The sequence below is a fragment of the Jeotgalibacillus sp. ET6 genome (assembly GCF_029667115.1).
Classification (GTDB): domain Bacteria; phylum Bacillota; class Bacilli; order Bacillales; family Jeotgalibacillaceae; genus Jeotgalibacillus.
On sequence record NZ_JARUIU010000005.1, the window covers coordinates 36,863 to 54,714 of the forward strand.

A 17,852-nucleotide genomic window follows, 5' to 3' on the forward strand; every position below is an offset into this window, starting at 1 on the left:
GAGCACCTTGATTGTGTTTATGTAATTTTTCCTTGCTTTTTACGTGTTGGATACCTGATGAGAGCTTTTCACCGTCTCCAGAATTTCCAGTCGTGATTTTGTTTTCGTAATTTTGACACCTATTCCTGACAGTTTGGCAATCATTCTTTTTAGACTTTCGCTGTCTCTAGCCATGATCGACACCTCTCTTTGTTTTAAGTGCTTGTCTTATTCATACGTATGGTTCATCTATATAGTTTCATTTTTTTAAAATTTTATTCATCTTGTTTACGGGTATAATACCACCAATCTCATAAGTTAATCCAAAATCATTGAAAAAATCGATATTCATGAACATTTATTGAACGACTGACTAAACAGAATGTATAAATTATCTTGTTTTCCCTATACTACATAAGATTTTTACACTATGGAGGTGCTTTAAATGAATGTTCGTGAAGTAATGACAGATGAAGTAATCAGCTGTGAAAAAACGGATTCAGTCGCTCAAGTGGCAAAGATCATGAAGGATCATAATATAGGCATTTTGCCTGTACTGGATCAAGGCAGAGCAATCGGAATGATTTCCGATCGTGATGTAGTCATTCGCGGAGTAGCAGAGCACAAAGAAGAACAAGTGGATCAGGTTATGACTCATCAAGTGATCAGTGTAAAACCGGATACAAATTCCAAGGAAGCAGCTGCACTGATGGCTGAGCATCAGGTACGCAGACTGCCCGTCATAGAAGGAAGCAAAGTAATTGGAATGGTCTCACTTGGCGACCTCTCCATCTCCACCCAATCAAACGAACAGGCCGGAGACGCCCTCACAGATATTTCACAGCCTTAACTTGCAATTAACGTGGTGTGGATATAACTTAAAAAAGTTTAGATCAATGAGGCAGTATGTATCTAAAGTATGAGGTGAACGGAGCGGAAGGTGGCGACTCCAGCAGGAAATGACGGCAAGCTGAGACTTTACTGGGCAGGGCCCTGGAAAGGCTCAGCGTCGTCCCTGCGGAAAGCGTCCACCTGAAGCGAAGTGAACCGGTCAAAGAGCCTGGGACTCATTTATCACAGGTTCGTAAATGTGCTGCCAAACAACCAGAAGGGGATTTTTTACATATCCTCTTCTTTTTTCTTTGTTGTTGTGATACGATTGTAAACGCTCTTTTTTCGCGGCTGCGATCGATATCTTGCGAATGAGGTGACAAATTTGGCAGATCAACCAAAGCAATCTTCTTACACACACCCCGATTATAAAAACGAAGTAGATCGTTTACTCTTCACCCGGCTTTACATTGACCAGGCGCTTGCGGCATCAGAGCAGAGCGCAGGAAACGCCAGACAGCATTTAAAGGAAGCGTATGAAACTCTCGACTCCTTAGACAGCAGCTTAAGCTATATGAATCTTTTAACCGGAGCCAGTCTGCTTCAAATGAACACAGACCAGGTGAAACGGCTAAAAAGCGCCTATGACAAACCTTATTTCGCCCGAATTGACTATCAAAAGAAAAACGAAGAAAAAGAGTCGCTGTATATCGGAAAAGCTTCGCTTCACAATCCCGAAAATCAGTCGCAAATTATTGTGGACTGGCGGTCTCCGGTATCAAATGTCTATTATGACGGACGTCTTGGAGACGTGGAATATGAAGTCAACGGTGAAACGACACAGGGCTACTTATCACTAAAACGGCAGTATCAAATTGAAAAAGGAGAGCTGCTCAATATTCAGGATGTGGATTTAACGACAACAGATGAACTGCTTCAGCAGTCGCTTGCTGGAAAAGCCGATAATCGCCTGACCGAAATTGTTTCCACGATTCAAAAAGAACAAAATGATATTATCCGCGCTCCCCTGAATCGTCCGATCATCGTACAAGGAGCTGCCGGCAGTGGAAAAACAACCATCGCCCTTCATCGAATATCCTATTTTTTATATGTAAACAGTGAAACCTTCCATCCCTCTGACCTCATGATCCTTGCACCTAACCAATTATTTATCGAATATATTTCAGACGTTCTTCCGGAATTAGGTGTAGATAAAATTAAACAAACCACCTTGATTGACTATATGTCAAAAGCTGCTGGAGTGAACATCCGTCTTGACGATCCTGTAAAAAAGCTGGTTGCGTTAATTGAACAAGAGGATTCCAGTGAGGAAATAAAGAAACTCTCTCAATTTAAAGGCTCCCTGCTTTTTATGAAAATAATCGACCGATACTTGAATTTAATGGAGGAATCGCTTGCTCCTAAAGGAGATGTGATGCTTGAAAAATTCAGGATCCTGCGCGGATCGCGTCTTGCGGATCTTTTTTTGCATGACTACCGGTATCTTCCTGTCTATAGAAGATTTGATAAAATCAAAGGCGTCATACAAAATCATCTCCGCACAAAGAAAAAGCATGTTCTAAAAAAAATAGAAGATGTGTATGATGAAGCCCTGGAAAAAGCGTTGTATGGCATTCGGAATGATGCTAAACGCAGAAAACGAGTGACCTTCATTATGGACACAAAAGCACAAAGAACCGAAGCCGTCAAAAAAGAAGCGCGTTCTACCGTGCATATGTATATGAAGCAGTTTGAGAAAAAAAGCGCAGTGGATTATTACAAAGAACTGCTTATGTCTCCCGAGCTGCTTGAATCTTGTGCCCCTGAATTAACCAGTGAGGACATTGATCAGCTGGTCCATCACAGTCAGCTCATGATGGCAAGAAGAAGGTTTGAACTTGAAGACCTTGCACCCATTTATTATTTGCATGGGCGCCTGTACGGGCTTGATGATGAATCGAAAGTAAAAAATGTGTTTATTGATGAAGCGCAGGATTACAGCTACTTTCAGCTAGCTGCACTCAGAAAAATTCTCGATACCAGTCTTTTTACGATCGTTGGAGATTTAGCACAGGGCATCCATTCCTACCGGGGGATGCGGGACTGGGGTGTGGTGGAAAAAGAAATATTCGGAGAAGCGCATTATTTTACTTTGCAGAAAAGCTACCGTACGACCATTGAAATTATGAATCTGGCAAATACCGTTTTAGAAAAAATGGAGGAATCCCTTCCTCTCGTAGAGCCCGTGGTTCGTCACGGATTAGTGCCTGCTTATCACCAGCTTTCTGCAGACAGACTGGTTCAAAAAATGGAGCAGGATATTGACCTGCTTCAAAAGGAACACTTCACAACCATTGCTGTGATTTGTAAAACACCATCCGAATGCAAAAAAATGTTCAGCTTGTTTGCTTCGAGTACTCTTTCCGTTCAGCTTCTGACAGAAAATGAAGAACTAAAGAAAAATCAAATTACCCTTCTTCCTGCTCATCTTTCAAAAGGACTTGAATTTGATGCGGTATTAATTCCTTCTTTGACTGAAGCCTATAAAGGAAATGAGCTTGACCGCAAGCTCTTGTATGTAGCCATGACCCGCGCGATGCACCGCCTTGCTCTTTACAGCGAGCATCCGGAGGATCTGCTGCTCGACGAAGCGGCAAAAGAAAAATTGACCTGGCAGAATTCCTAAAAAAACAAGCCCCGAAAGAGAGTAAACAGCTTATCGTGAGAACCAGCAGAAGGGTTCACGAGTGCGAGCTGTTTATTCGGTTCGGGGCTTTTTAATGCATCGTTTTCTTACAGCTTAATCCGTTGAAGTCTTAAGGCATTTAATACAACGGAGACCGAGCTGAATGCCATTGCGGCTCCAGCCACCCATGGCGCTAAAAGACCTGCCGCTGCAATTGGAATCCCAAGGGTGTTGTAGCCAAATGCCCAAAACAGGTTTTGTTTAATATTTTTCATGGTTTTCCTGCTCATGACAATGGCATCAGCAATACGATTTAAGTCGCCTTGCATCAGGGTGATATCGGCAGCTTCCATCGCGACATCCGCTCCTGTTCCAATGGCCATGCCAATATCAGCCACTGCAAGGGCCGGTGCATCGTTTATGCCGTCACCAACCATTGCCACCACTTTCCCCTGTTTTTGAAGCTTTCTGATTTCATCCGCTTTTCCTTCCGGCAGAACTCCTGCAATCACATTTGAAATGCCAGCTTCTTTTGCAATGGAATGTGCTGTACGGAGGTTATCTCCTGTGATCATGATCACTTCGATGCCAGCCTGATGAAGTCTTGCGACCGCTTCTTTTGAGGTTTCCTTGATTGTATCCGCAACGGCGAGTAATCCAGCAAGCTGCTGATCAACCGCCGCAAGCATGACCGTTTTCCCTTCTTGTTCAAGAGCCGCTATGTCTTCTTCAAGCGCATCGGTTTGAATGGCTGACTCCTTCATCAGTGAGCGCGTTCCAACCAGTACTTCTTTTCCGTCTACCTTCGCTTTAATGCCAAAGCCTGTGACTGATTCAAAATCGAGGAAGGAAGATGCAGCAATGCCCTTTTCTTCTGCCCCCTGAACAATGGATTTTGCAAGCGGATGTTCAGACCCTCTTTCGGCTGACCCTGCGTAATACAGCAAATTCTCCTCAGAAAATGCGCCATAAGCTTTCACATCAGTAAGAACAGGCTTTCCTTCGGTGATGGTTCCTGTTTTATCGAGGACAACTGTATTCACAGATTGCGTGGTTTCCAGATGTTCTCCGCCTTTAAATAAAATTCCATATTCTGCAGAACGGCCGGATCCTGCCATAATGGATGTCGGCGTAGCAAGACCCAGGGCGCACGGACAAGCAATGACTAAAACAGCAATCGTCGCCTCCAAGGCTGCCCCAACTTCACCAGGAGACACAAACAAAACCCAGGCAGCAAACGTGAGTAAAGCAATTCCGACAACAATTGGTACAAAAATTCCTGATATTTTATCTGCTTGACGCTGAATGGGGGCCTTTGAACCCTGTGCCTGCTCTACCACTTGAATAATTTGGGAAAGAGCCGTTTCTTTTCCCACTTTTGTTGCACGAAGCTTGATATATCCCTGCTTATTTAACGTTGATCCGATAACAGGATCACCTGTTTGTTTATCTACCGGAACACTTTCTCCTGTAATCATCGATTCATCAATTGCAGAGCGGCCTTCTGTAATGATGCCATCTACCGGTATTTTTCCTCCCGGCCTTACGACTGCGATATCATCAATTCTTACTTCTTCAATCGGCACTTCTGTTTCCTCTGAGCCCTTCATAATCACTGCTGTCTTCGATTGAAGACCAATCAGTTTTTTTATGGCTTCTGACGATCTTCCCTTTGCTTTTGCTTCAAACAGCTTTCCGAGTACGATTAATGTAATCAGGACCGCACTCGTTTCAAAGTACAGACCCATGGAATGAACCGGCATACCAATGGATTGAATGGCAAGATAAACACTATAAAAGTAAGCAGCGGAGGTTCCGAGTGCCACGAGAACATCCATATTTGCACTGCCATTTCGAAGTGCCTTGTACGCTCCCCTATAAAAACCTTTCCCTATATAAAACTGAACCGGGGTCGCGAGTGCCATTTGAACCCATGGATTCATCAGCACTTCAGGAACATACAGCCACTCGGTAAAACTGAAGTGCCCTGCCATGGTCCATAAAAGCGGGAGAGATAAAATCAGTGAAAGAATAAATCGGCGCTGCTGTTTTTGGATTTCAACTAGCCTGTGATCTTTTTGAGGATCGTCATCGTTCTTTTTTTGTCTGGCTCCATATCCAAGTTTTTCAACCTGGCCAATTATGTCTTCTACAGTGATTGCGCCATCCAAATATTGAATGGTTCCCTGTTCGAGCGCAAGATTGACTGTCGCAGACTGAACCCCCGTCATTTTCTGGAGTCCTTTTTCTACCCGGGAAGAACAGGCTGCACATGTCATCCCTGTCAATTCAAGTTCGGCTTTTTTCGTTGCGACTCCGTAGCCAAGATCTTCTACCTTTTTCTCGATATCTTTTAAAGATAGCTCATCCTCGTTGTAAATGATTGTTGCCTGTTCAAGTGTCAGGTTAACCGCAGCCTGCTCCACTCCATCGAGTTTCAGCAATCCTTTTTCAACCCGATTTGAACAAGCAGCACAGGTCATGCCTGTAATATGCAGGTCGCTTTTTACTTGTGTCATCTTTTCACTCCTTTCGCCTTAAAGTCCGTTGAGACACATACCCACATAGGGTATATAACAGTGAAAAAGAAAGTGTGCGGATAACCTGCACACTTCACTTTTCTTATTTAATTTTATAGCCTTGTTCTTCGATTTTAGCGCGGATTTCGCTTAATGTAACAAATGAATCTTGAAAATCAACATCTACCGTTCCCTGCTGGAGATTGACTTTCACTTCATTTACTCCGCCAAGATCCCGGACGTTGCTTTCAATTGCATCTACACAGTGCTGACAGGACATTCCCTCAACATTTAACGTTACTGCTTCTACCATATACAATCATCCTCCTACTTTTTCATTAGGCGCTTCATCGTTGCAAGCAGTTCATCTACCACTTCGAGATCGCCTTCTTGAATTCTGTCTACAATACAGCTTTTCATATGACCTTCAAGCAACAGGTTGGATACACTATTTAAAGCAGATTGTGTAGCTGCGATTTGAGTAATCACATCATCGCAATAGGTATCTTTTTCAATCATACCCTTTATCCCCCTGATTTGTCCTTCAATACGATTTAAACGGGATGTTAAATTATGTTTCATTTCTTCAGAGTGGTGGCTTTTTCGACTGTGACCGCTTGGACAATGATCTTCTTTTATAACCAGCTGATCAGTTTTTACACTTTCCATCCCATTCACTCCCTGCGCTGTCATTATGTTATAAGTATAATATACCCTATAGAGGTATGTAAACAAAAGAGATTCGATCCTTGATTTATTTTCTGAATTATCGAACTTTAAAAAATGGTTTGACATGGTTTTCCTGCAGTAGTAAAGTAAGGGACATCAATTAAATAGAACAATTTCTTCTTATCACGAGAGGTGGAGGGACTGGCCCTTTGATACCTCGGCAGCGGACTATTATTAGCACCGTGCCAACTCCAGCAGACAGCAGTCTGAGAGATGAGAAGAGGTGTTAGCGTATGCGGCCTCTTCTTGTTTATTCGGGAAGAGGCTTTTTTAATGGAACTGAATCGTTAAACCAGGCCTCTTCCCTGCACTAAACCGACTAATCAAATGAGATTAGTTCAAATAAAAAGGAGGAAGGCGTATGATTCAATTTTCATCGGTAAGTAAGACATATGGCAGCGGCAAAGACGCAGTGCAGGCGCTTTCCGGGATTGATTTGACTATCGAAACAGGCGAAATTTACGGGGTCATCGGCTTCAGCGGGGCTGGCAAGAGCTCTTTAATACGCTGTGTCAATCTATTAGAAAGACCTACAGAGGGCACCATCAAAATACACGGCAAGGATCTTACCTCTCTATCTAAAAAAGAAGTGCGGCAAACCCGGAAAGATATCGGGATGATTTTTCAGCATTTTAACCTATTAAATTCAAAAACGGTCTACCACAATGTAGCGATGCCGCTGCTTTTGTCAGGTGAAGAAAAGAAAAAAGTGTCTCAGCGTGTCGCAGACCTGCTTGATTTTGTGGGGCTTGGCGACAAGGCGGATCAGTACCCGGACCAGCTTTCCGGTGGACAGAAGCAGCGAGTCGGCATTGCCCGGGCGCTTGCCACCAATCCTTCCATCCTGCTATGTGATGAAGCAACGTCCGCACTTGACCCGGAAACGACACAATCGATTCTTGAACTTCTTAGAAAAGTAAATAAGGAATATAAAATTACGATTTTAATGATTACGCACGAAATGGGTGTGATCCGGGAAATTTGCGATAAAGTCGCCGTGCTGGAGAGCGGTTCTATTATTGAACAGGGGACGGTATTCGATGTCTTTACCGATCCACAGCACCGGACTACCCAGAAATTCGTCCGCTCAATCATGAATGACGGCTTGCCGGAGAGCATTTTAAACGAGATCAACCGCAAGGAGCATAAACATATTTACCGGATTCAATTTACCGGAAGCACGACAGGTTATCCTCTCCTATCGAGAGTATCGAGAGAGTTTGCACTTGATTTAAATGTTCTCTATGGAAATATTACAGAGCTGCAGGGAATTCCTTACGGGAATCTTATTGTTGAATTTATCGGAGAGCGCGCAGACATTCAACGAGCACTCCTCTCTATTCAGCAGCAGCATATAACAGTAAAGGATGTGATCCGGGATGCTGGTTGATTCTACTCAAATTATTGAAGCGCTTTGGGAGACGCTTTGGATGGTCGGTTTCTCTCTCTTGTTTTCAGCCTTGATCGGCTTGCCTTTAGGTATTTTACTTGTCATTACACGAAAAGGGCATCTTTGGGAAAACGCCCCGCTCTTTAATGTGTTAAATGGCGTAGTCAATGTATTTCGGTCTGTTCCGTTTATCATCTTACTCGTCGCCATCGTACCCGTGACACGCTTCATTGTCGGTACTTCGATTGGGACAGCGGCGACAGTCGTACCGTTGGTGTTTTATGCAGGGCCTTATATTGCCAGATTAATAGAAAACTCTCTTTTAGAAGTAGATAAAGGCGTAATTGAAGCTGCAGAAGCAATGGGCGCCACTCCCAATCAAATTATTTTTCGTTTTCTCATCCCTGAAGCTCTCAGCTCTCTTGTGCTTGCACTCACGATTGCGACAGTCGGTCTGGTTGGTGCTTCAGCAATGGCGGGGGCAGTCGGAGGCGGCGGACTCGGCGATCTTGCCATCACATACGGCTATCAGCGATTTGATACGACCACGATGTATATCACACTCGGGATTTTAATTATTATGGTTCAAGGCTTACAGACGACCGGCAATCTTATGTCAAAAAAAATTCGAAGAAGTTAATTTTAGGAGGAAATGAAAATGAAAAAATGGACTACTCTTTCACTTGTATCATTACTTAGCCTTACCCTTGCGGCGTGCGGAGGGGATGAAGATGGACCGGTCAGAATCGGAATCAGCGGTTCAGATACACGCATCTGGGATTTTGTTGCCGAGAAAGCTGAGGAAGAGGATATTGAAATTGAAATCGTTACGTTCTCAGACTATGTACAACCGAATATCGCACTTTCAGAGGGCGAGCTTGATTTAAATGCCTTTCAAACCATCTCTTATTTTGATGATTTTATAGAAGAAAGAGAGCTTGATTTAGCACCTATTGCTTCAACAGTCATTGCGCCTATGGCTCTGTACTCTGAAAAGATAGCCTCTATTGAAGAGCTTCCTGAAGGCGCGACCATCGCAGTTCCAAATGAAGCGACGAATCTAGGAAGAGCGCTCTTGCTGCTTGAAGAAGCAGGATTAATTGAACTAAGTGATGAGGCAGGATTGACCGGCACCGAACAGGATATTACAAGCAACCCTAAAAATATTGAAATTCTTCCTGTAGTAGCAGGACAGGCACCACGTTCCCTTCCGGATGTAGATGCAGCGATAATTAATAATGGAATCGCGGTGGATGCCGGTTTCAGTCCTGTAAATGACTCGATTTTCCGTGAAAGCGACACAGCAACGCCTTATATCAATATTATTGCAGCGCAATCAGAAGACACCGACCGGGAAGACTTGCAGCGCATCGGTGAACTTTATCAGGAAGACGATGTCGCTGAGTTTATTGAAGAGGAATATGACGGCGGAATGATCCCTACGTTCATTCCAGTAGAAGATCTTACAGACTATTAAGCAGAGGAGTTTTAGTGATGAATTCAGTTTCAGCCCAATCCGTGAAAGATTTGATCACCAGCCATATTGAGGCCCGTGAAGCAGGCTATATTCAAACCAGCCACTCCATTCATGAACGTCCCGAAATAGGTAATCAGGAATTTTTCGCTCAAGACTTGTTGACGAGCCATTTAATTTCTGAAGGCTTCCAGGTTGAAAAGGGGGTCGCAGGGCATGAGACTTCCTTTTATGCAGTGAAATCGAGCAGTAAACCAGGACCTACTATTGCATTCTTAGCTGAATACGATGCACTTCCAGGCCTTGGACATGCCTGCGGTCATAACATCATTGGAACGGCCAGTATCGCTGCGGCCAACAGCGTAGCGAGTGTACTGGATCAAATCGGCGGGAAAGTGGTCGTTTTCGGAACTCCTGCAGAAGAAGGCGGACCAAACGGCAGTGCAAAAGGAAGCTTTGTCAAACACGGCTATTTAGAAGATATTGATGCAGCTATGATGATTCACCCTTCTTACCAATCAGGCCGCACTACCACTTCATTAGCAGTAGATCCGCTTGATTTTGAATTTATCGGAAAGCCTGCCCATGCAGCATCTTCCCCTCAGGATGGCATCAATGCGCTCGACGGTGTACTTCAGTTGTTTAATGGCATCAATGCTCTTCGTCAGCATGTACAGGACGATGTACGGATTCATGGAATCATTACTCATGGCGGAGATGCACCGAATATTGTCCCTGAGTATGCAAAAGCCCGCTTTTACATCCGGGCTGCCAGCCGCAGTGTTTTAAACGACGTCACCAAAAAAGTACGTGCCATTGCTGAAGGAGCTGCACTAGCAACCGGGGCTTCACTGAATGTGATTGCTTTTCAAAATGAAGTAGATAACTTAATCCCTACCCCGCTGTTTGATGATGTATTTGAAGAAGCGTTCAACTCTCTTGGCGATACGTTTAGTGAAGATGGCCGCAATGGAATCGGCTCAACGGATGCAGGCAATATCAGTCATGTCGTCCCTACAATTCATCCCTATATTCAGATCGGTCCCAAGGAGCTTGTCCTTCACACAGATGCGTTTAGAGAAGCGGCTAAATCCAAGGCAGGCGACCGCGGGTTGATGATCGGAGCAAAGGCACTTGCCTTAACCGCCTTTACTCTGTTTACCGAAGAAGAAAAACTAAAACAGATCCAGCAACAGTTTTGGCAGATTCGAGAAAAATAATGGCAAGGAATTAAACCGCTCCTCTTTCCTTTTTAAGATAATGAGTTTCTTCCGAAAAGATTACGGAAAGTTGATCAGTATTCTGGTTGCGGATGAACTTATTAAAGAATAGGTTCATTGCAGCGGAGACCGGGGACTCCTGCGAGAAAAAGCGGGAAGGGTGAGACCATGCAGATGCGAAAGCATCAAAGGGGCTCACGCTCACCTCCCGCCACGCGGAAAGCCTTCGGACGGAGCCCGATCCCCTTCCCTTTCACAAAAAATAATTGCTTGCGTAAAGAACAATTGGCAGCTGTTGCGTAGTGTATTTACAGGTGAAATAACCAAAGAATAGGTTCATTGAAGTGGAGACCGGGGACTCCTGCGTGAAAAGCGGGAAGGGTGAGACCACGCAGATGCGAAAGCATCAAGAGGGCTCACCTCACGCCACGCGGAAAGCCTCCGGGCGAAGCGGAAATGAACCGGTCTCTTCCCTCTTTCAAAAAAAAATCAGTGACTGGCAAAAAGAACAGTAGACAGCTGTTCTATATTATCTGTACGAGTGAAATGACGAAAGAATAGGTTTATTGCAGCGGAGACCGGGGACTCCTGCGTGATGAAGCGGGAAGGGTGAGACCATGCAGATGCGAAAGCATCAAAGGGGCTCACCTCACGCCACGCGGAAAGCCTCCGGACGGAGCGGAAATGAACCGGTCCCCTTCCCTTTTTGAAAAAACGAGTTTCTTGCAAAAAAGACAGCGGATAGCTGATCAGCAGTATTAAAATAATTCTTCACAGTTAAGAGCACCTTCATGAATAAGTTATTCATGAAGGTGTTTTTTTAAATATCTATTTTCTCCATTTTAATTAATTTTACATGAACGGTTCTTATCCTTTTTCTGTATGCTATGATCATAAGAGATTCATTTTTTCAGGAAAGCATACTGTTCTAAGGGATTCTGGCTGTTTTTCTTTAAACAGACAGGGTACGATAAGAGAAACAATACTACTTAACAGATTGGCAGGGACACCTATGGACTGGATATCAATTGTTGTCGGTTTCTTTTTCTTTTTAAACTTAGTTCTTGCCGGCGTCCTTATATTTTTGGAGCGAAAAGATGCTGGAGCAACGTGGGCGTGGCTGATGGTTTTATTTTTTATTCCCATAGCAGGCTTTGCTCTTTATCTTCTATTAGGTCGGCAGCTGTACAAAAAAGATTTATTTGATTGGGATGGAAGACGGCGCGTCGGGATTGAGCAGCTGATTCGCTATCAAATCGATGCTATACAAGACAAAACATTCGAATTTAAATCGCGTGAGACTGAATTAAAACAAGATCTGATTTATATGCAGCTGTATAATAATGACGCTGTTTTGACACAGGATAACTCAGTAGATATTTTTGTAGACGGTCAAAAAAAGTTTGAAGCGCTGTTTCAGGATATCGAAGAAGCAAAAAATCATGTCCATATCCAAACGTATATTTTACGGCGTGATGATCTGGCGAAACGTCTCATGAACCTTCTCATTAAAAAAGCCAATCAAGGGGTTAAAGTACGGATTTTATATGATGACATGGGCTCAAGAGGCATGACCAAACGCTTTTTCAGGGAGCTTCGAGCTGCAGGCGGTGAAGTTGAAGCGTTTTTCCCTTCTAATGTACCAATTATTAACCCCCGTCTTAATTTCAGAAACCATCGGAAATTAATTATTGTGGATGGGCGGGTCGGCTACATCGGCGGGTTTAATATCGGCGATGAATACCTTGGAATCGACAAACGGTTCGGGTACTGGAGGGATACGCATCTTCGTGTGGAAGGCAGCGCAGTCCATCCGATCCAGACAAGATTTGTCTTAGACTGGAATCAGGCTTCGCACCGATATGATATTGAATATGAGGATCATTATTTTCCGGCTATTCCCACTAAAGGCGAGGTGGCCATGCAAATTGTATCAAGCGGACCAGATTCAGAGTGGGAACAAATCAAAAATGGCTATATTAAATTAATTACGAGCGCAAAAAAATATATTTATATTCAGACGCCTTATTTTATTCCGGATCTCAGTTTACTCGATGCCCTGAGAATTGCAGCGCTATCAGGTGTGGATGTAAGAATTATGATTCCAAACAAGCCTGACCATATGTTCGTGTACTGGGCCACTTATTCATATGTCGGTGAACTGATGAAAGCAGGAGCACGCATTTATATTTATGATAACGGATTTATTCACGCGAAAACGCTCGTCACAGATAATGAAGCAGCCTCCGTTGGAACTGCAAATATCGACTTGCGGAGCTTCCGTTTAAACTTTGAGGTCAATGCCTTCGTGTATCACCAGGAAACTGTCACGACTCTTTGTCAGATTTTTATGGAGGATATGGAGCTCTCAACTGAACTGACACCTGAACTTTACAAAAAACGATCCAACTACATTAAGTTTAAAGAATCGATCTCAAGACTCCTGTCGCCTATTTTGTAATATTAGTCTCATTGGTACGAGTGAAACAAAATATAAATGCTATTAATTTGAGAAGAGCTTGGGACATAAAACTGTCTCAAGCTCTTTTACCGGTTGGGTTCGGTTCGCTGCGCTTCAGGTGGACGCTTTCCGCAGAGACGGATCGGAAGTGAACCGGTCCATTCCTTCCTTTCACAAAAAATAGTTGCTCGCATAAAGATCAATTGGCAGCTATTCTGATTGTTCTTACGAGGCAAATGACAAAAGAATAGGTCCATTGAAGCGGAGACCGGGGACTCCTGCGTGAAAAAGCGGGAAGGGTGAGACCAAGCAGATGCGATAGCATCAAAGGGGCTCACCTCACGCCACGCAGAAAGCCTCCGGGCGGAGCGGAAATGAACCGGTCCCTTCTCCCCTCTTTCTAATAATTAGTGACTGGCAAAAAGACCAGTAGACAACCGTTCTACATTATATGGTCGAGTGAAAATGACAAAAGAATAGGTTCATTGAAGCGGAGACCGGGGACTCCTGCGTGAAAAAGCGGGAAGGGTGAGACCAAGCAGATGCGATGGCATCAAAGGGGCTCACCTCACGCCACGCGGAAAGCCTCCGGGCGGAGCGGAAATGAACCGGTCCCCTACTCATTACCCGCAGACTGCAGAATCTTCCTTTCTTTCTCTGCCGCAAGACCTGCTTTCCAGGTATGATTTTTTCTTGCAGCCTGCCAATGATGAGTGTCGCGGATCGTCTCCTCAGGTGAACGACATGAAAGTCCCTGCTCAATCGCTTTTTGCGCATCTGCTAAAACAAAACCGTCCGGATGTGTTTCACTTCGCGGGATCCAAAAAGGCATTTCAACAAAAGCTCCGACATCATGGTTTACAAGCGACTCATCTTTAATCCATTTAAATGCTGCATTTGAACCGGTCACTTGTTTGGCCGTCTGTAACAGATCCTCCATTGTCGTGTCGAGTGAACCGGCTGCATTAAATGTTCCGGAAGTCTTTTTTTCAGTCATCCGAATCACCCATTGAGCTAAATCCCGCACATCTATCCACTGAACAATACGCGAGGGCTCTCCTGGCGCTAAGACCTCTCCGCCTCGTGCTGTTCGTTCCACCCAGTACGTAAAGCGGTCTGTCGGATCATCCGGCCCCACTATCAACCCGGGACGAATGCAAAGTGCCGCCTCACCAAATAGGTTTTTCACTGTTTCTTCGCATTTTTGCTTTAGAGGACCATATGTAGAACCTGTAATTTCTTCACTCTCCCCTTCCATTTCGGCTAACACTGTTTCGTCTTCTTTTGCAGGTCCATTAGCAAAATCACCATATACGGAGATGGTTGAAATAAAAACATACTGCTGAACACGGTCCTTTAAAAGTTCTGCGGTCGCCTTCACCTGGCTCGGCGTATACCCTGAAACATCAATGACGGCATCCCACTGTCCTTCGTTTAAAGAAGTGAGATCTCCATTTCTGTCTCCTTTCCTTTTTTCCACGGTTGGAAAATAATCCTGATTGGTTTTTCCACGATTAAAGATCGTCACGTGATGACCTGCGTCTAAAGCGCTTTCCACCAAATGCTTCCCTAAAAATTGTGTTCCGCCTAAAATTAACAGATTCATGTAACCGCCTCCTATTGAATTCGATTGTATTTCTTTTCATAATAGTTCCCGAGTCCGTCACTTAATAAATGAAATGTCATCATGGTATATGCAATGATGCCTACAGTGGAAAGGACAACCCATTGTGCAGACAGAATATCCTGGTGAATGTTATGAAGTAATGATGGCCAGATGTACGAATCATTAACTGTATCCACCCCACCATATCGTAATGAATCAAATGAAAATTGCAGAAAAACACCAATGACCGCAAACTGAGCCAGTAAAAAGAGGGCTCTCCCCATATCGGTGATAAAATTAGTTACTAGCGGAATTCTCAGGCTTGGCCAAAAGTAGCGTATAAATAATGTGAACGGCGTACACCCTGAGACAACACCGGCTTCCACATAGCTTTTTTTAGATACCTGCTCTATGCTTCCGTGCAGTATTTTTGCGGATCTGCCTACTTCCACAAGGGCAATCGTTAGAATAAACCACAACTGTCTTTGTTCAGAAAATATAATAAAGGGCAGCCCCATAACAAAAATGACAAAAAAGATGGAGGGCATGAATGAGAACACTTGATTCCAGAGTGCAAGCAAAGCTTTTATCGCAGAAGAATAATAAGCGCCAATTCCCAGTACACTGGCACAAGCAAATCGAATAGCGACGATTGCCAGGAGGACAAATAGTGTTTCTCTTGCTCCAACAACAAGTAAGCTGAGGACATCCCTTCCCTGCCGATCTGATCCTAAAAGAAAGTCAAGAGAGGGAGAAAAAGGCGGCACCAAAATACCATCATCTGTATAAACAGCGCCCAGATGCTCAATATTGCGGTCAATGTAAGAAATATACGGTCCTATAAATGTCATGAGTAATAATAATATAAGCATTGTAAATCCAACGGCCAGGGACCGGTTCATGCTTCGTCTCCCCTTTCAATCGGCATCAGAAGAGACCGTGCAATTTGGCTTATAATTGAAGATATAAGAATAAGCACCGTAAAGAAGAAGGTGAAAGCGACAACCGCTCCGACGTCTACCACAAGGGCATCATTTGTTATAATCCTTTGAGCAGCCTCTGTATGTTTTTTAAAATAATAGGCTGCTCCCCGGTACTGGGTAAGAAATTCAACAACAAATAAGTTAGACAGGACATATAAGACCATCGTATTGGTATGAAGGAAGACATGCGCCAAACCATTTTTCAACATATGTATATACAAAATTTTAAAATGCGCAATCCCTTTTCCTTTAGCGGTTCGTATGTAGTCCTGACCCTGCTCTGCACTGAGGGCATTATAGGTTGCCTTTGCTATGTAGAACGCGGGAAAAAGAGATAAATAAAAAATATTAACAATGATAATTTCAACACTTCCATATCCATATAAGCTTAAACCGGTCACGATTCCTTTCACATTCAAATACATAAAACCCATTTGCAAAGCGACGATTACAAACAGATCGGGTATGGACAGGCCAAGCCAGGTGGTATGTAAACCCAATGTTTTTTTCCTGCTGTTCCTGGTGCTGAAATCAAAAACTCCTTTTGCAATTCCCACAAAAAAACTTAGAACAAGAGCCGGCACAATTAGCCACAGACTTCTCTGCATCATCTCCCAGGCATGGCCTAGCAGCGGCTGATTATATCGATCCATTCCCAGCCCTTCCTCACTCATCAGCTGAGTGAAAAATAATTGAATATTGTCCCAATGGACTGCAAATGAGTATGTGTAGCCGGGAGATACGAACGCTCCCACTTCATTTGACTGAATATCCATGGTTCTTGGCACCAGCAGAAAGATAAGCAATAGACTAAATGCCAGCACCCATACTCCCACCAATTTTAAAATTTTTACCCCCAAATACATGCACCCTCTTTTTTCACACTATTCTAAATAGTATAACCTATTCATTTCATTAGAGAAACGAAAAAACTGTCCGAAGGGGTCCCCGGACAGTTTTAAATGACGAAAGTTAGATATTTAAATATTCTTCCAGCGTTAAGCCGCTGCTGTACACTTTTTCAGCAAGCTCTTTCCCTAAATACCGGAAATGCCAGGATTCGTACTGGTAGCCAGTGATGTCTTCTTTCCCTGGAGGGTATCGAAGAATAAAGCCATATTGGTGCGCATTTTCTTCAAGCCATTTTGCTGCTTCTGTATCTTTAAAGGCGTCGTCGGCCCACAGAGCTTCCTGACCAACTTCTCCTATGTCAAAGCCGAGTCCTGTCTGGTGTTCAGAGTAGCCGGGTCTTGCACTGAAACGGTCTGCTTCTTCCTGGCCATGCTCATCTACGTACCGGTGATACAGTTCGTCCTGGTATTCATAGGAGCGGTACGTACTAAAAGCAATCAGTTCAAAGCCTTCATTTGCTGCAGCTGTTTCCATTTCGTTATAAGCAGCCTTTGCTTCTTCACTTTCTCCGGGTGCATAGTCTACCGGGAGCGGGTACTGTTTATTGGCGATCAGCACACCTTGGATGTACGTCGGTTCTGTCACTGTTTCAGGCGTCTTTGCCTCTTCTTCTTCAGCCGGTGCAGGCTCTTCTGCTAGTTCTTCCTCTGTCGGCTCAGGCTCCTGAGCAGTCTCATCCGGATTTTGCTGCTGATCGGGCTCTGCCTCGTTTTCTTTTTCATTTTCGGTTTGGTTCTCTTCCTCTGTTTCCGTCTGACTGGAACTATAAAACAATCCCTGAATCGTTTTTTCAACTGACCAATTATACACACTTAATGCGCCTAAAGAGGCTCCAAGGAATATGGTAAAAAGAACAGCAAGCGTAATCCACACCTTTGTCCCTTTCTTCTTGTTTCTAAATAAACGATCATTACTCATGATGAAACATTTCCTTTCCTAAGACCCAGTTATCATTTATTTACCTACCCTCCATTCTATCAAACAATTACCGTATAAGACTAATAAAGTCGTGAAATAAAAAAGAACAGTCTGCCCAAGTAACTTGTTCTACTTGGACAGACT

At 43.8% G+C, this 17,852-nt stretch carries 15 protein-coding genes and 1 riboswitch; of the genes, 7 read left to right on the forward strand and 8 right to left on the reverse strand.

Features of this window, described 5'->3' with window-relative positions; all coding sequences use genetic code 11:
* Positions 1-39: 39 nt before the first annotated feature.
* Positions 40-174 carry an Lmo0850 family protein gene (locus P6709_RS13960; protein ID WP_278241547.1) on the reverse strand — a complete coding sequence of 45 codons (135 nt, stop codon included), beginning with the start codon at positions 172-174 and terminating at the stop codon, positions 40-42.
* A 250-nt stretch (positions 175-424) separates the two neighbouring features.
* On the opposite strand from P6709_RS13960, the gene P6709_RS13965 reads away from it, so the two are divergent.
* Complete coding sequence (locus P6709_RS13965) at positions 425-829, forward strand: CBS domain-containing protein (protein WP_278241548.1); 405 nt, start codon at positions 425-427, stop codon at positions 827-829.
* Positions 830-1,195: 366 nt separating this feature from the next.
* Complete coding sequence (helD, locus tag P6709_RS13970) at positions 1,196-3,496, forward strand: RNA polymerase recycling motor HelD (RefSeq protein ID WP_278241549.1); 2,301 nt, start codon at positions 1,196-1,198, stop codon at positions 3,494-3,496.
* A 107-nt stretch (positions 3,497-3,603) separates the two neighbouring features.
* Here helD and P6709_RS13975 read toward each other — a convergent pair whose 3' ends face one another.
* The 3 genes from P6709_RS13975 to P6709_RS13985 all read right to left on the reverse strand — a co-directional run bounded on the left by P6709_RS13975 (position 3,604) and on the right by P6709_RS13985 (position 6,684).
* Positions 3,604-6,015, reverse strand: a complete 2,412-nt coding sequence (locus tag P6709_RS13975; protein WP_278241550.1) for a heavy metal translocating P-type ATPase — start codon at positions 6,013-6,015, stop codon at positions 3,604-3,606.
* A 103-nt stretch (positions 6,016-6,118) separates the two neighbouring features.
* The gene (copZ, locus tag P6709_RS13980) at positions 6,119-6,328 is read right to left on the reverse strand and encodes a copper chaperone CopZ (RefSeq protein ID WP_278241551.1); all 210 of its coding nucleotides are present in this window, start codon (positions 6,326-6,328) and stop codon (positions 6,119-6,121) included.
* 14 nt (positions 6,329-6,342) lie between these two features.
* On the reverse strand, positions 6,343-6,684 hold the full coding sequence (locus P6709_RS13985) for a metal-sensitive transcriptional regulator (RefSeq protein ID WP_278241552.1): 342 nt from the start codon (positions 6,682-6,684) through the stop codon (positions 6,343-6,345).
* A gap of 177 nt (positions 6,685-6,861) precedes the next feature.
* Positions 6,862-6,964, forward strand: a riboswitch (SAM riboswitch).
* Between the two features lie 141 nt (positions 6,965-7,105).
* Between P6709_RS13985 and P6709_RS13990 the strand changes: the two genes are divergently transcribed.
* The 5 genes from P6709_RS13990 to cls all read left to right on the forward strand — a co-directional run bounded on the left by P6709_RS13990 (position 7,106) and on the right by cls (position 13,289).
* On the forward strand, positions 7,106-8,134 hold the full coding sequence (locus P6709_RS13990; protein ID WP_278241553.1) for a methionine ABC transporter ATP-binding protein: 1,029 nt from the start codon (positions 7,106-7,108) through the stop codon (positions 8,132-8,134).
* Positions 8,124-8,774 (forward strand): methionine ABC transporter permease, encoded by a 651-nt coding sequence (locus tag P6709_RS13995; RefSeq protein ID WP_278241554.1) that lies wholly within the window; start codon positions 8,124-8,126, stop codon positions 8,772-8,774. The genes P6709_RS13990 and P6709_RS13995 overlap by 11 nt, the downstream gene beginning before the upstream one ends.
* Positions 8,775-8,792: 18 nt before the next feature.
* On the forward strand, positions 8,793-9,611 hold the full coding sequence (locus P6709_RS14000; protein WP_278241555.1) for a MetQ/NlpA family ABC transporter substrate-binding protein: 819 nt from the start codon (positions 8,793-8,795) through the stop codon (positions 9,609-9,611).
* Positions 9,612-9,628: 17 nt separating this feature from the next.
* Positions 9,629-10,828 (forward strand): M20 family metallopeptidase, encoded by a 1,200-nt coding sequence (locus tag P6709_RS14005; protein WP_278241556.1) that lies wholly within the window; start codon positions 9,629-9,631, stop codon positions 10,826-10,828.
* A 1,012-nt stretch (positions 10,829-11,840) separates the two neighbouring features.
* Positions 11,841-13,289 carry a cardiolipin synthase gene (gene cls / locus P6709_RS14010; protein WP_278241557.1) on the forward strand — a complete coding sequence of 483 codons (1,449 nt, stop codon included), beginning with the start codon at positions 11,841-11,843 and terminating at the stop codon, positions 13,287-13,289.
* A gap of 616 nt (positions 13,290-13,905) precedes the next feature.
* Here the strand turns inward: cls and P6709_RS14015 are convergent.
* The 4 genes from P6709_RS14015 to P6709_RS14030 form a co-directional block, all read right to left on the reverse strand.
* Entirely contained in the window at positions 13,906-14,895 is a 990-nt protein-coding gene (locus tag P6709_RS14015; RefSeq protein WP_278241558.1) for an NAD-dependent epimerase/dehydratase family protein, read from the reverse strand.
* Positions 14,896-14,906: 11 nt separating this feature from the next.
* A complete protein-coding gene (locus P6709_RS14020) occupies positions 14,907-15,797 on the reverse strand; it encodes an ABC transporter permease subunit (protein ID WP_278241559.1) in 891 nt (296 codons plus the stop codon).
* Positions 15,794-16,738, reverse strand: coding sequence for an ABC transporter permease subunit (locus tag P6709_RS14025; RefSeq protein WP_278241560.1), 945 nt, complete (start codon positions 16,736-16,738; stop codon positions 15,794-15,796). The genes P6709_RS14020 and P6709_RS14025 overlap by 4 nt, the downstream gene beginning before the upstream one ends.
* 112 nt (positions 16,739-16,850) lie before the next feature.
* The gene (locus tag P6709_RS14030; RefSeq protein ID WP_278241561.1) at positions 16,851-17,708 is read right to left on the reverse strand and encodes a M15 family metallopeptidase; all 858 of its coding nucleotides are present in this window, start codon (positions 17,706-17,708) and stop codon (positions 16,851-16,853) included.
* Positions 17,709-17,852: the final 144 nt, after the last annotated feature.